The organism is Streptomyces sp. NPDC001933 (assembly GCF_042890955.1).
GTDB lineage: Bacteria > Actinomycetota > Actinomycetes > Streptomycetales > Streptomycetaceae > Streptomyces.
In genome coordinates this window covers 198,861-213,633 of sequence record NZ_JBIASS010000002.1, presented here as the reverse complement: position 1 = coordinate 213,633, position 14,773 = coordinate 198,861, and the positions used below count along the sequence as shown (strand labels likewise).

Here is a 14,773-nt window from a genome sequence, read left to right as displayed (position 1 = left end):
GCGGCTCGCGCCCGGATCAGGCCGGGGCCAGCCGCAGCGTCAGGCCGGGGCCAGTAGCGGGGCCAGTAGCGGTGTCAGGCCGGGGTGAGTCGCAGTGTCAGGATCTGGAACGGCCGCAGCGACAGCACGAGACCGTGCTCGTCGGTCTCCGCCTCACGCAGCGGTCGTTCCAGCAGGTCGGTGACCGTGGCCCGGACGACGGGGAAGCCGACCCGCAGTGTGGTGCCCGCGCGGCCGCCCGCCGATTCGTACAGCCGCAGGATCACATCGCCGCTGCGGTCCTCGGCGAGCTTCACCGACTCGACCGTCACCGCCGGGTGCCCCGTGTCGACCAGCGACGGCAGAGCCGGTGCCACCGCGGCCCGCAGCGGCAGGTTGAGCGCGAGACCCTCCCGTACCGCGTCGGTGATCTCGCCGCCCGGCGCCAGCGCGTAGCCGAACCGGTGCCGGCCGAGATCGGTCTCCGGGTCGGGGCTGTGCGGGGCGCGCAGCAGCGTCAGCCGTACGGTCGTGCCGAGGCCCGAACCGTGCGGGGTCCGGGTCACGTCGTGCCCGTACGTCGAGTCGTTGAGCAATGTGACGCCGTACCCCGGCTCGGCGACCCGCAGCCAGCGGTGGGCACAGATCTCGAAACGGGCGGCGTCCCAGCCGGTGTTGTCGTGCGTCGGGCGGTGGATGTGGCCGAACTGGATCTCGGACGTGGAGCGTTCGGCGTGCACATCGAGCGGGAACGCCGCCTTGAGGACCTTCTCCGACTCCCGCCAGTCGACCTCGGTGTCGATGTCGATCCGACGGCTGCCCGCGCTCAGCCGGATGTCCTGTGTGACATGTGACTTCCCGAAGGAGCGCCGGACGCGGACCGCGGCCCGCAACGGACCTTCCTCCACCAGCTCGACGGAGTCGGCGCCGGTGAGATCGGTCCGGGTACGGCGGTAGTGCCGGTCGATGTCCCAGGCGTCCCAGTGGTTGGGGTGATCGGGGTGCAGCTGGAGGAGGTTGGCCCGGTGGCCGGGGACGAGGACGTCCCGCCCCGCGACGAGATCGCGGACGGCGGCGATCAGTCCGTCGCCGTCGATCACCACGCGCAGCAGCCCGTTGTCGAGCACGAGCCCCTCGTCCGCGGACCCGGTCGCGCTGACGGGCTGCTCCGGCACCGCCGAACCGTCCAGCGAACCCGCGCCGAGCCCCGGAGCATCGGCCAGTACCGCCGTGCGGCCGCCGCCCAGGTGCTGCACCTGCGCGCCGGAGGGCAGCACCGCGCCGGCCTCAGCGTCCAGCTCGACCACTTCGCGGCGGCGGTACGGGGACGAGTTGAGCGCCACCAGACCCTGGGCGCCGCCCAGTGCCGCCACCGCGTCCGCCACCAGATCCGCCAGTTCCGCACGTACCCGCTCATAGGTCTCGCGGGCCTCGCGGTGCACCCAGGCGATCGACGAGCCGGGCAGGATGTCGTGGAACTGATGCAGCAGGACCGTCTTCCACAGCCGGTCCAGCCTCTCGTAGGGATATGCGTAGCCCCGGCCGGGGCCGGGGTTGCGCAGGGCCGCTGCCGTGGCCCACAACTCCGCCTCGCGGAGCAGGTGTTCGCTGCGGCGGTTGCCCTGTTTGGTCTTGGCCTGGGTGGTGTACGTGGCCCGGTGTAGCTCCAGGTACAGCTCGCCCGACCAGACCGGAGCCTGCTCCCCGTACTCCTCCTCGGCCGCCGCGAAGAACGCCGCCGGCCGCTCGATGGCGACCCTCGGCGAACCCTCCAGGTCCTTGAGCCTGCGCGCCTTCTCCAGCATCTCGCGGGTTGGCCCGCCCCCGCCGTCACCCCAGCCGAACGGGACGAGGGAGCGGGTCGCGAGCCCCTTCTCGGCGAAGTTGCTTTCGGCGTGGGCGAGTTCGCCGCCGTGGAACTGGGCGTTGTACGTGTCCACGGGCGGGAAATGGGTGAAGACCCTGGTCCCGTCGATGCCCTCCCACCAGAAGGTGTGATGTGGCATTTTATTGCTCTGGTTCCAGGACAGCTTCTGGGTCAGGAACCACTTCACCCCCGCCAGCCGGGCCAGCTGCGGGAAGGCGGCCGTGTAGCCGAAGGAGTCCGGCAGCCAGATCTCCTCGGTCTCCACCCCCAGCTCCTGCTCGAAGAACCTCTTGCCGTGCACGAGCTGCCGGGCCAGTGCCTCGCCGCCGGGCATGTTGGCATCGGACTCCACCCACATCGACCCCACGGGCACCCACTGCCCGTCCGCCACGGCCCGCTCGATCCGCTCCCAGATGTGCGGCTGGTGCTCCTTCACCCAGGCGTACTGCTGGGCCTGCGAGGCCGCGAAGACCAGCTCCGGGTAGTCCTGGGCCAGCGCGGTGACATTGGCGAAGGTGCGCGAGGCCTTGCGCACCGTCTCGCGCAGCGGCCACAGCCACGCCGAGTCGATGTGCGCGTGACCGGCGGCCGAGATCCGGTGCGCGCTCGCCGCGGCGGGGCGGGACAACGCTTCGGTCAGCTCGTCCCGGCCGGCCCGCGCCGTGCCCGCCACGTCGTGCAGATCCAGCGCGTCGAGCATGCGCTCCAGCGAGCGCAGGATCTCGTGGCGCCGGGAACGCTCGACGGGCAGCTCCCGCATCAGCTCGGAGAGCACCTCGATGTCCAGGACCAGATGCCAGACCTCCTCGTCCAGCACCGCCAGCTCCGCGGCGGCGAACCGGTAGAGCGGCCGGTCACCCGCCGTCGTCACGTCCCCGAGCGGGGTCGGCACGAAGCCGTGTTCCAGTACGGCGGGGTTGGCCGCCGCCTCCAGCAGCAGCGAGACCGGCTCGCCGCCCGCTGCCGGGGAGGCCACCGTCAGATGGCGATTGCGCGGATGGATGCCCTTGATGGGGACGCCCGCGGTGTCGTACAGCATGCCCTCGGCCTGGAACCCCGGCCCCTGACCGGAGAAACCGGGGTCCACGACCACCTCGACCCGCCGCCCCGCCCACTCCGACGGCACGGTTCCCTCCAGCCGGAACCAGCTGGTGGACCAGGGCCTCCCCCACTCCGTGCCGGTGCGGAACGGCTCGAACGGCTCCTGGAGGACCTGAGCCACCGGAACGGGTTCGCCGGGAATGTGCCGGACGGAGAGCGCGAGCGGCGTGCGCTCCGGGTACTGGGCGGGGCGGATGAACTGGTGAAGGGCGCGTTCGAGGCGGTCCTCCACCAGGGTGCGGTCGTCGTGCATCACGGCTCCAGGGGTCGGCGCCTGCGGGTGTCATGGCTCCACTTCCCCTGCGGCCGCTCACGCACCCCTTCGGGCGGCGCGACGGGGTGACGATTGATCAACTGGCCCTGTGCGCACCCTTGGCGACCCTTGAGCAATGTGACATATTACTGCCGTGCTCACGAGACACCCCGTGGATGTCGTCATCGTCGGGGCCGGAATGGTCGGTGCCGCCTGCGCCTACTACACCTCCCGGTCCGGACTGTCCGTAGCCGTCGTCGACCGCGGGCCGGTCTCCGGCGGCACTACCGGAGCCGGCGAGGGCAACCTCCTGGTCTCCGACAAAGTGCCTGGACCGGAGTTGGAACTGGCCCTGCTGTCCGCCTCGTTGTGGCGGCAACTGGCCGAGGAGCTGCCCCCGGAAATCGAGTACGAGCTCAAGGGCGGCGTGGTCGTCGCCGCCTCCGAGGACTCCCTGGCCACCCTGTCCGCGACCGCCGCCGGTCAGCGGGCGGTGGGTGTCGAGGCGCACCCCATCGCGTCCGACCGCCTCCGCGACATCGAACCCCACCTCGCACCGGACCTGGCCGGCGGCTGTCACTACCCGCAGGACGCCCAGGTCCAACCAGCCCTGGCGGCGGCCCAGTTGCTGCGTTCGGCGGCACGCGCCGGTGCGCTCTTGTGCCCGGGGGAGGAGGTGGTCGGAATACTCAGGGACCGAGAGGGCGCCGTACGCGGGGTACGTACGACAAGGGGCGAACTGCGCACTCCTGTCGTGGTCAACGCGGCGGGCACCTGGGGAGGCGACCTGGCCGCACTGGCCGGGGTGAACCTGCCGGTCCTGCCCCGCAGAGGGTTCGTACTGGTCACCGAACCACTGCCCCGGCTGATCCGGCACAAGGTCTACGCGGCGGAGTACGTGGGCGACGTGTCGAGCGGGTCCGCGGCGCTCCAGACCTCACCCGTGGTGGAGGGCACACCCTCGGGGCCGGTGCTCATCGGGGCGAGCCGCGAACGTGTCGGCTTCGACCGGACGCTGTCCGTTCCGGTCGTGGCCCGACTGGCGGCCGGAGCCGCCGCGCTCTTCCCCGTACTCGCCGATGTGCGGGTGATGCGTGCCTACCACGGATTCCGCCCCTACCTGCCCGATCACCTCCCCGCGATCGGACCGGACCCCCGTGTGCCGGGGCTCTTCCACGCCTGCGGCCACGAGGGGGCCGGGATCGGGCTGGCGCCCGCGACCGGACTGCTGATCGCCGACGCGATCCGGGGAGAGCGGCCCGCACTCGATCTCGGGCCGTTCGCCCCCGACCGGTTCGATGCCACAGGTGATGCCACAGCCGATGCCACGTGCGATGTCACATGACGGTGGAGAGCGGGGCGCCCGTGCCCCAGGAGAGGACCCAGTGAGACGCACCCGCGCACGTACCCCCGCCGAACTCGTCGGGGCCGCGCCCGAACCGGAGTTCCAGCTGACCTTCGACGGCCGCCCGATCCGCGGACTGCCCGGCCAGACCATTGCTGCCGCACTCTGGTCGGCGGGCATCCTGACCTGGCGCACCACCCGGGTCAACGGCCGCCCGCGCGGCGCCTTCTGCTCCATCGGCGCCTGCTACGACTGCCTGGCCACCGTCAACGGCCGGCCCAACCAGCGTGCCTGCCTGCTGCCCGCGGCACCGGGCGACGCCATCACCACGCAGGAGGGCGACGGTCATGCCGCACTCGACGGATGAGCCCCGGGCGCGGGAGACCGACCGCGCCGCGATCGCCGTGGTGGGCGCGGGACCGGCGGGCCTGGCCGCAGCCGTCACCGCCGCCGACCACGGGGTCGACGTGATCCTGCTGGACGCGGCCGACGCACCCGGCGGGCAGTACTACCGCAGCCCGGCCGACGGGCTCGGTGCCACCCGGCCCGAGGCCCTGCACCACGACTGGCGTGCCTTCACGGAACTCTCCGCAAGGCTGGCCGCGCACCGCGACACCGGCACGATCCGCCACCTCACCCGCCACCAGGTGTGGACGGTCGAACGAACCGGTGACGGGGACTGGATCCTGCACGCGGTCGCCGGGGAAGGCGACGAGGAGGCCCGTACCGCCGTCCGGGCCCGCCGGGTGATCCTGGCGACGGGCGCCCACGAGCGCCAACTGCCCTTCCCGGGCTGGACCCTTCCGGGAGTGGTGGGCGCGGCGGGGGCCCAGGCCATGCTCAAGTCCGGGCTGGCTTTGCCGGGGCGCCGCATCGTGGTCGCGGGCAGCGGGCCGCTGCTGCAGGCGGTCGCCGCGTCGCTGACCCGTGCGGGGGCGCGCGTCCCGGCACTGGTCGAAGCCGCCGGGTACGGGGCGTACGCCCGCGTTCCCCGGGTTCTGGCCGCCAACCCCGCCAAGGCGGCGGAAGGGGCCCGCTTCGGGGCGGAACTGGCCCGTGCCCGGGTCCGGGTGCTGAGCCATCGGGCGGTCACCGAGGTGCATGGCGACGAGCGGGTGGAGGCGGTGACCGTCAGCAGGGTGGACCGTCGATGGCGCCCCGTCACGGGGACCGGCCGCCGGATCGCCTGCGACGCGCTGGCCGTGGGCCATGGACTCGTGCCGCAGCTCGAACTCGCCGTGGCAGCCGGCTGCGGTACGCGTATGGGCCCTGACGGCACACACGCGGTCACCCTCGACGAACAGCTCAGGACCACCGTCCCCGGGATCTGGGCGGCCGGCGAGACCGGCGGCGTCGGCGGTGTGGAACTCGCCTTGTACGAAGGTGAGTTGGCCGCACTTTCCATTGCCCGTGAGGTACGGGGCGGAGTGCGGAGGCAGGAGGCGCGCAGAGCCGTCGTGCTGCGCCGCTCCCGCCGCCGGCTGCGGGCCTTCGCCGCGCTCATGGGGACCGTGCACCGGCCGGGGCCCGGCTGGAGCGAGTGGCTGACCGGCGACACGGAGGTCTGCCGCTGCGAAGAGGTCACCGCGGGCCGGATCCGTACGGCGTGCGAGGAGCTGGGAGCCGGTGACACCAGGACCGTCAAACTGCTCACCCGGGCCGGAATGGGGTGGTGCCAGGGCCGGACGTGCGGATTCGCCGTCCGTGAACTGGCCGCCGCGCACGGCGCCGGGCAGGAGCCGGGCGGCCCGGACCGGCGCCCGCTGGCCTGCCCCGTGAAGCTTTCCACGCTCGCCGACCTGTCCGGCCCCGGGTAGACCGCGGCCGGCTCTCCAACCGGAGCCCGACGGCACGCCGCGACAGGTTCCCGCACACCACCGGAACGTCGCGTCCACCGACTGTCCTCCGCTTTTCCGCTACACCGTGACATGTCACACCTCTCAAGGAGCCACGATGCAGACGAACACCGACTCGCGCACCCGCCCCTGGCACGGGGTCATGGTCGCCACCCCGCTCACCCTGCGCGACGACTGCACCATCGACTACGACGCCTACGCCACCCATGTGCGCCAGCTCATCGAGGCGGGCTGCGACGGAGTGGTGCCCAACGGCTCACTGGGGGAGTACCAGACCCTGACCGACAACGAACGCGACGAGATCGTCCGGGTCGCCGTCGAGGCCGCGGGTGACGGCAGCCGCGTCATGCCGGGCGTCTCCGCGTACGGCAGCGCGGAGGCACGCCGCTGGACGGAACGGGCCGCCGAGGCGGGCGCCGGTTCCGTACTCCTTCTGCCGCCCAACGGCTACCGCTGCGACGATGCGGCGGTGCGCGCCCACTACGCCGACGTGTCCGAAGTCGGAGTGCCGGTCGTCGCGTACAACAACCCGTACGACACCAAGGTGGACCTGACTCCCGACCTGCTTGCCCGCCTCCACCAGGACGGCAGCATCGTGGCCGTCAAGGAGTTCACCGGCGACGTCCGCAGGGCGTACGAGATCGCCGAACGGGCGCCCGGCCTCGACCTGCTCGTGGGCGCCGACGACGTACTGCTGGAGCTGGCACTCGCCGGTGCCGTCGGGTGGATCGCGGGTTGCCCGAACATGTTGCCGTCCTCCTGCGTGGATCTGTACCGGGCCGCTGTCACCGATGACATGGCAACTGCCCTGCCGCTGTACCGGGAACTGCACGAGCTGCTGAGGTGGGACTCGAAGCCGGAGTTCGTCCAGGCCATCAAGGCGTCCATGGACGTCGCCGGCCGCCACGGTGGCCGTACCCGGCCGCCGCGGTTCCCGCTCCCCGCCGAAGACGCGGCCGCCGTACGCGCCGCGACGGAGAAGGCACTCGCCGAGGGCATGCACTGAGACCGGCACCCGCCCGTACGTCCGGGCCGAGCCGCGCCAGGCCCGGTCCGGGCGCGGCCTGGTCCGGGCGCTGCCCGGTCCAGCCCGGTCCAGCCTGTTCGTTCCCGTTCCTTCCCGTTCCCGCGTTCTCGTGTACGCCGTGACCAACCAGGGGGAGCCTTGCAGACACGTCACATTTTCCATGCCGTCGACTCACACACCGAGGGGATGCCCACCCGCGTCATCACCGGAGGCATCGGCACCATCCCCGGTGCGACGATGGCCGAACGGCGCAGCTACTTCCAGGAGCACCGGGACGCCGTACGCACCCTGCTCATGTACGAACCGCGCGGCCACGCCTCCATGAGCGGCGCGATCCTTCAGCCGCCCACCCGGCCGGACGCGGACTACGGCGTCCTCTTCATCGAGGTCTCCGGCTATCTGCCGATGTGCGGGCACGGCACCATCGGGGTGGCGACCGTTCTGGTGGAGACCGGCATGGTGGAGGTCACCGAACCCGTCACCACCGTGCGGCTGGACACCCCGGCCGGGCTCGTCAGCGTCGACGTACAGGTGAAGGACGGCGCCGCCACCGCCGTGACCATCACCAACGTTCCGGCGTTCAGTGTCGCGCTCGACCGGGTGGTGGACGTACCCGGCTACGGGAAGCTGCGCTACGACCTCGCCTACGGCGGGAACTTCTACGCGATGGTTCACCTCTCCGACCTCGGGCTGCCCTTCGACCGGACGCGCAAGGACGACATCCTGGCCGCCGGGCTCGCCCTGATGGACGCGGTCAACGCCACCGACCGGCCCGTCCACCCGGAGAACCCCGACATCCACGGCCTCAAGCACGTGCAGTGCATCGCACCCGGGTCCGACGCCCGCCACTCCCGGCACGCGATGGCCATCCACCCCGGCTGGTTCGACCGCTCGCCCTGCGGGACCGGCACCTCGGCCCGTATGGCGCAGCTGCACGCACGCGGTGAACTCCCCCTGGACACCGACTTCGTGAACGAGTCCTTCATCGGCACCTCGTTCACCGGACGTCTCGTCCAGGAGACCATCGTGGGCGGACTGCCGGCCGTGGTCCCCACCGTCACCGGCCGCGCCTGGATCACCGGTACCGCACAATTCTTCCTGAACCCGTCCGACCCCTTCCCCGAAGGATTCCTGCTGTGAACCTGCCCCTGCTCGGCGCCGCCGACATCGAGGCCCTGGGACCGACCGGAGCCGTGGACGCACTGGAGGCGGCGCTGCGCGGGGGCCTGGATCCGGAAACGGCCCCCGCCCGGCACCATGTCACGGTGCCCGGCGGGGAGCTGCTGATCATGCCCGCCACCACCCAGCAGGTGACCGGTGTGAAGATCGCCGGGGTGGCCCCGGCCAACCCGGCGCGCGACCTGCCCCGGATCACCGGAAGCTATCTGCTGCTCGACGCTCCCACCCTGCTGCCGCTCGCCCTGTTGGACGGGGCCGCGCTCACCACCCTGCGCACCCCGGCCGTGTCCGCGCTCGCGATCCGCCATCTCACCGGTCCCGTCGTGCGCCACCTCGTGCTCTTCGGAACGGGCCCCCAGGCGTACGGGCACCTGACGGCGGTGCTCGCGGAACGCCAGGTCGAACGGATCACCGTCGTCGGCCGCAATCCGCAGCGGGCCGATGCGCTGGCAGCGCATGCCCGTCGACTCGGGACGGACGCCCGTACGGCGGAGGCGCCCGGCGCCAAGGAGGTCTCCACGGCCGACCTGGTGCTCTGCTGCACGACCTCCGCCACTCCGCTGTTCGACGGCACCCTCGTACCGGACGGGGCGACGGTGGTCGCGGTCGGCTCGCACACCCCTGATGCCCGGGAGGTCGACACCGCGCTGGTGGCCCGCTCCGCCGTCTTCGTCGAATCACGGTCGGCGGCGCTGTCCGAGGCGGGCGATCTGCTGATTCCCATGGCCGAGGGGGCCTTCCGGGCCGAGGACATCCACGGCAACCTCGCCGAGCTGGTGACCGGTCGCGCCCCCGGCGGAGAGTTGGCCCGTTTCGAGGGCCCCCGGTTTTTCAAGAGCGTCGGAATGGGCTGGGAGGACCTCGCCGTCGCCGCCGCGGTGCACCGGAATTCGGCGCCCTGAGCGAGTTGTCCACAGCTCCGGAGCGACGGGACCTGACGGAAACGTGACATTGTATTCTGAGGCCCCGCACGGTGCTGGAGGAACAGATATGGCCCGCCTGACGACGCTCAACGCCATCTCCGCGCAGGAGCACTTGCGTGACCAGGTGGCCAACGCCCTCAGGGCGGCCCTGATCGCAGGGGAGCTCCGTCCGGGCGTGATCTACTCCGCTCCCGCGCTCGCCGCCGACTTCGGGGTGTCCGCCACCCCGGTCCGCGAGGCCATGCTCGACCTGGCACGCGAGGGTCTGGTCGAAGCCGTACGCAACAAGGGCTTCCGGATAACGGAGTTGACCGAACAGGACCTGGACGACTTCACCGAGCTGCGGGTCATGATCGAGGTTCCCACCATCGGCCGCATCGCACGGATGGGCAGGACCAAGGAGCTGGAGGCGCTGCGGCCACTCGCCCAGGCGATCGTCGCGGCCGCCGCCGAGCACGACATCCTCGGCTACCTGGAGGCCGACCGCCGCTTCCATCTCGAACTGCTCGGCCTGGCGGGAAATCGCCGCTTGGTGGAGGAGGTCGGCAATCTGCGCAAGCGGTCACGTCTGTTCGGGCTCAACCGGCTCGACGAATCCGGGTTGTTGGTCCAGTCCGCAGAGGAGCATGCCCAGCTGCTCGACCTCCTGATCGCGGGCAACGCGGAGCGCGCGGAGCGGTGCATGCTGGGTCATATGTCACATGTCAGGAACCTCTGGGCCGAGGATGAACCCAACGGTACGGGCGCGGGTGGCAAGCGGATCAGAAGCGTGAGGATGCCGGCCGCAGAGGCCTGATCCGCAGCCCGCAGCCCGCCGATCGGCATTCGCCGCTCCTCCGCAGAAGTTCTCGACCGTCGGCTGGCCCACCCTTCAACGACCGCCCATCGGGCGGCCGTTGAAGCGGGATGAACGGCCGGGCTCGTAGGCCCGGCTCTCAGACCGGGCTATCGGGCCCGGCTCTCATGCCCAGGTCTCCTGCCCAGGTCTCAAGCCCAAGTCTCATACCCGGGACTCCAGCAGCGAGCCCATCCACTCCTCGATCCCGTCGACGGTGCGCGGCAGCGCGGAAGACATGAGGCGGGCACCGTCGGCCGTGATCACGAGGTCGTCCTCGATCCGCACCCCGATCCCGCGCAGCGCCCGGGGCAGCGTCTCGTCGTCGGGCTGGAGATAGAGCCCTGGTTCCACCGTGAGTACCTGACCGGGCTCCAGGCGCCCGTCCAGATAGGTGTCGGCACGTGCCTGCGCACAGTCGTGCACGTCCATGCCGAGCATGTGGCCGCTGCTGCAGAGCGTGTACCGCCGGTAGAACCCGTTGTCCGCGTCGAGTGCCTCGTCCGCGGACATCGGCAGCACGCCCCACTCGTGCAGCCCTTCGGCAATGACCCGCATGGCCGCCAGATGGAAGTCACGGAACCGCGCCCCCGGACGCAGCGCCGCGATGCCCGCGTCCTGTGCGCGGAGCACCAGCTCGTAGACCGTTCGCTGCACGGAGGAGAAGCGGCCGGACAGCGGCAGGGTGCGGGTGATGTCGGCCGTGTAGAGCGAGTCGGTCTCCACCCCGGCGTCCAGCAGCAGCAACTGATCGCGTTCCAGCGGGCCGTCATTGCGGATCCAGTGCAGTACGCAGGCGTGCGCCCCGGCTGCGGCGATCGTGGAGTAGCCAGGACCGTTCCCCTCCAGCCGGGCCCGGAGATCGAAGACGCCCTCGATCCAGCGTTCGCCGCGCGGGTGGAGGAGAGCCTGCGGCACGCTGCGCACCACGTCCTCGAAGCCGAGCGCCGTGGCATCGACGGCCTGCTGCAACTGGCCGGTCTCCCACGGGTCCTTCACGAGCCGGAGCTCACTGAGCACCGCTTCGAGCCCGGCCGGTGCCGAGCGCCCGAGCGGGAACCCGCGGCAGGAACACAGGAGTTCGTCGACCGACGGGTCCACGCCGGCCAGCACCCGGACCGGTGGCTGCGGCCCGGTCAGCAGCTTCTCCCAGGCGTCCAGATGCGCGCAGCGGATGCCGGTCAGACGGGCTGCCTCCGCGAGGTCGGGCCTGCGCCCGACCCAGAACTCCCCGTACCTGCGGTCGCGGTAGAACTCCTGCCCGGTGCGGGGTGACCGGGGCCGCAGGTACAGCACCGCTTCGTGCCGCTCGTCGCCGTCCGGTTCGAGTACGAGGACGTGGCCGGCCTGGTCCTCGCCGGTGAGGCCGGTGAGCCAGGCGTAGCCGGTGTGCGGCCGGAAGCGGTGGTCGGTGTCGTTGGAGCGGACCGCGAGCGCGCCCGCCGGAATGATCAGACGCTCGCCGGGGAAGCGGGCGGCCAGCCGGGCCCGGCGGGCCGGGGTGGCGTCGATGGAGGGGACGCGAAGGTCCGTCGGCAGCGGGGACTTGGCCCACCCGGTGCTCATGAAGGCGTCCAGGGCGGGTGACACCGGCAGATCGTGGCTGCCGGTGCGGGGTGCGGAGAGGGAACGGGACACGGGCATTGCTCCTCGGGGGCTCTGTGGGACCGGGGTCGGTGCCGGGGTCGGTGCCGGTCGGGGCTGGGGCCGGAATTCCGGCTTTCCGGGGGCGAGGTGCTGCGGTGGTGAGGAAACCGGTGGTGGTGGCCGGTGGGTTCGGGGCCGCCTGTCATATCCCGTGCTGCGACGAGAAGTTGTCGCGCAGATGAATGTGCGCGAGAGGGGTTCCAAAGAACATGTGACATGTGCCATTGTACAGCGCGCAAGGAGAAGGGGCCGTGCTCATGTCACGAAGTGAGTGCAGTTCAGACCTTCAGAACCGGTCCGGCACCGACCCCTTGCATTCCCCCACAACCGCGCCCTGTCGCGCGGTCACCACTCCGCTGGGAGGCGGCACGTGAAGAACCTGAGGGTTCGGCAAAAAATAACCGGAATGTCCACTGTGGTCCTGGCGGCATGCCTGGGCGTGGGCCTGTTCACGGCACCGAGCCAGGCCGTCGAGCAACGCCCCGCCGCGTCGACCGTGCCCGCCCACTTCTTGGACACCGCCCAGAAGCAGGCGGAACCCCGGACCGAGGACCTCGGCGGCCCCACCGCCGAGGCGCTGACGGCACCCGCCGACGATGCCGCTCACGTCGAACGCAAGTCGCTCAAGGCCGCCGACCGGCCGCCGCTGTCCGCGTCCAAGGACGCGCTCAAGAGGGACTACGACGACCCCGCCAGCGCGCTTCCGAGCCACCTGGCACCTTCGATGAAGGCCGAGAAGCGGGCCCGCGCCGAGAAGTCCGGCCAGGCCGCGGCCGAGTGCAACACCACCGATTTCACCAACAACACCGGAAGCGCCCTGGTCGAGAAGGTCAAGGCGGCGACCACCGACTGCGTCAACACGCTGTTCCGTATCCAGGGTCAGGACGGCTACAACGCCTTCCGCGAGGACCAGATGGTCACCATCGCCGATGCGATGCGCGACGCGTCGGCCTCCTACCCCGGTGACGACAGCACCGGCATGCCCCAGCTGGTCCTCTTCCTCCGGGCCGGCTACTACGTGCAGTACTACGACCCCGACACCGTCGGGGAGTACGGTCCGCGCCTGCGCACGGCCATCCAGGGCGCGCTCGACGGATTCTTCGGCTCCTCGCACGCCTTCGACGTCACCGACGCCAACGGTGAGAGCCTGTCCGAGGCGATCATCCTGGTCGACAGCGCAGCGGAGAATGCCCGCTACCTGAACATCGTCAAGCGGATGCTGGCCGACTACGACGAGTCGTACAACAGCTCCTGGTACATGGTCAACGCCGTGAACAGCGTGTACACGATCATGTTCCGCGGTCACCAGGTGCCTGAGTTCATCAGCGCCATCGAGGCCGACTCCAGCGTGCTGAACTCCCTGCACGACTTCGCCGCGAACCACCTCGATCTGCTGGGCACCGAGCAGTCGTTCCTGGCCTCCAACGCGGGACTCGAGCTCGGCCGCTTCCTCAAGGAGGACTCGCTGCGCGCCAAGGCGAGCCCGCTCGCGATCGACCTGATGGGCAAGAGCTCCATCGACGGCCCCACCGCCTCGCTCTGGGTCAATCTGGCCAAGATGGTCGACGCCTACGACAAGGACAACTGCGCGGCCTACGGCGCCTGTGACCTCGCGGAGCGTCTCGAGAAGGCCGTCCTGCCGGTGAAGCACACCTGTAGCGACAGCATCACCATCCGGGCGCAGGACATGACCGCGGAGGAACTCGAAGCCAGCTGCACCAGCCTGCGCAACCAGGACGCCTACTTCCACGAGGTGGCCCGGGACAACGGGGCGGTCGCCGACGACAACAACAAGACCATCGAGGTCGTGGCCTTCGACTCCAGCACCGACTACCAGACCTACGCCGGAGTGATCTTCGGCATCGACACCAACAACGGCGGCATGTACCTGGAAGGCGACCCCAAGGCCGAGGGCAACCAGCCCCGGTTCATCGCCTACGAGGCAGAGTGGGCCCGCCCCGACTTCCAGATCTGGAACCTCAACCACGAGTACACGCACTACCTCGACGGCCGCTTCAACATGTACGGCGACTTCGGCGCCGGAATGACCACGCCGACCGTCTGGTGGGTCGAGGGCTTCGCGGAGTTCGTCTCCTACTCGTACCGCAAGCTCGACTACGAGGCCGCCATCGCCCAGGCCGCGAACCGCACGTACACCCTGCGCACCCTGTTCGACACCACCTACGACAACGCCGACCAGACCCGCGTGTACAACTGGGGCTACCTGGCCGTCCGTTACATGCTCGAATCCCACCGCTCGGACGTCGACACCCTGCTCGGCCTCTACCGCAAGGGTGACTGGGACGGCGCGCGCACCCTGCTCACGTCGACCATCGGCAGCCGTTACGACGCCGACTGGAACACGTGGCTGGCGGCCTGCGCGGCCGGTGCCTGCGGCGGCGGGTCCACCAACCCGCCCGGTGAGATCACCGAGTGCAAGGACACCGACACCAGGATGCTGGGCAAGAACTGCATGCGCAGCGCGCTGAAGGCCGTCAAGGGCGACTACGCCTACCTGGCCGTCGTCATCCCGGCCGGCACCACCCAGTTGAAGATCACCGCGTCCGGCGGCACGGGTGACGCCGACCTCTACTACAGCGCGGAGGACTGGGCGACCACCAAGGTCTACACCGACAAGTCCGTCGGGGCGGGCAACGAGCACACCCTGACCGTCAACAACCCGACGCCGGGCTACCACTTCATCAGCCTCTACGGCAACGAGGCGTTCGACGGCGCCAAGGTCACCACCGAGTTCTGATCC

Annotated in this window: 10 protein-coding genes; 8 read left to right on the top strand and 2 right to left on the bottom strand. The window is 70.7% G+C overall.

Annotation, left to right across the window (positions count from 1 at the left end):
- Window positions 1-74 precede the first annotated feature (74 nt).
- Window positions 75-3,200, bottom strand: a complete 3,126-nt coding sequence (locus ACFYY7_RS05845) for an alpha-mannosidase (RefSeq protein ID WP_388657540.1) — start codon at window positions 3,198-3,200, stop codon at window positions 75-77.
- Between the two features lie 154 nt (window positions 3,201-3,354).
- Between ACFYY7_RS05845 and ACFYY7_RS05840 the strand changes: the two genes are divergently transcribed.
- From ACFYY7_RS05840 to ACFYY7_RS05810, 7 genes are all read left to right on the top strand, one after another.
- Window positions 3,355-4,545 carry an NAD(P)/FAD-dependent oxidoreductase gene (locus ACFYY7_RS05840; protein WP_388657538.1) on the top strand — a complete coding sequence of 397 codons (1,191 nt, stop codon included), beginning with the start codon at window positions 3,355-3,357 and terminating at the stop codon, window positions 4,543-4,545.
- A gap of 40 nt (window positions 4,546-4,585) precedes the next feature.
- The gene (locus tag ACFYY7_RS05835; protein ID WP_388657535.1) at window positions 4,586-4,912 is read left to right on the top strand and encodes a (2Fe-2S)-binding protein; all 327 of its coding nucleotides are present in this window, start codon (window positions 4,586-4,588) and stop codon (window positions 4,910-4,912) included.
- On the top strand, window positions 4,893-6,362 hold the full coding sequence (locus tag ACFYY7_RS05830; protein ID WP_388657533.1) for an NAD(P)/FAD-dependent oxidoreductase: 1,470 nt from the start codon (window positions 4,893-4,895) through the stop codon (window positions 6,360-6,362). Before ACFYY7_RS05835 ends, ACFYY7_RS05830 begins: the two co-directional genes overlap by 20 nt.
- Window positions 6,363-6,498: 136 nt before the next feature.
- The gene (locus ACFYY7_RS05825; RefSeq protein ID WP_388657531.1) at window positions 6,499-7,407 is read left to right on the top strand and encodes a dihydrodipicolinate synthase family protein; all 909 of its coding nucleotides are present in this window, start codon (window positions 6,499-6,501) and stop codon (window positions 7,405-7,407) included.
- A 159-nt stretch (window positions 7,408-7,566) separates the two neighbouring features.
- A complete protein-coding gene (locus ACFYY7_RS05820; RefSeq protein WP_388657529.1) occupies window positions 7,567-8,568 on the top strand; it encodes a proline racemase family protein in 1,002 nt (333 codons plus the stop codon).
- Window positions 8,565-9,509: an ornithine cyclodeaminase family protein gene (locus ACFYY7_RS05815; RefSeq protein WP_388657526.1), complete on the top strand. Its 945-nt coding sequence runs from the start codon at window positions 8,565-8,567 to the stop codon at window positions 9,507-9,509. Before ACFYY7_RS05820 ends, ACFYY7_RS05815 begins: the two co-directional genes overlap by 4 nt.
- Before the next feature lie 88 nt (window positions 9,510-9,597).
- Window positions 9,598-10,326, top strand: a complete 729-nt coding sequence (locus ACFYY7_RS05810; RefSeq protein WP_356079138.1) for a GntR family transcriptional regulator — start codon at window positions 9,598-9,600, stop codon at window positions 10,324-10,326.
- Window positions 10,327-10,530: 204 nt separating this feature from the next.
- On the opposite strand, the gene ACFYY7_RS05805 is transcribed toward ACFYY7_RS05810, so the two are convergent.
- Complete coding sequence (locus ACFYY7_RS05805) at window positions 10,531-12,009, bottom strand: aminopeptidase P family protein (protein WP_388657524.1); 1,479 nt, start codon at window positions 12,007-12,009, stop codon at window positions 10,531-10,533.
- Between the two features lie 409 nt (window positions 12,010-12,418).
- On the opposite strand from ACFYY7_RS05805, the gene ACFYY7_RS05800 reads away from it, so the two are divergent.
- The gene (locus ACFYY7_RS05800; RefSeq protein ID WP_388657521.1) at window positions 12,419-14,770 is read left to right on the top strand and encodes a M9 family metallopeptidase; all 2,352 of its coding nucleotides are present in this window, start codon (window positions 12,419-12,421) and stop codon (window positions 14,768-14,770) included.
- Window positions 14,771-14,773 lie beyond the last annotated feature (3 nt).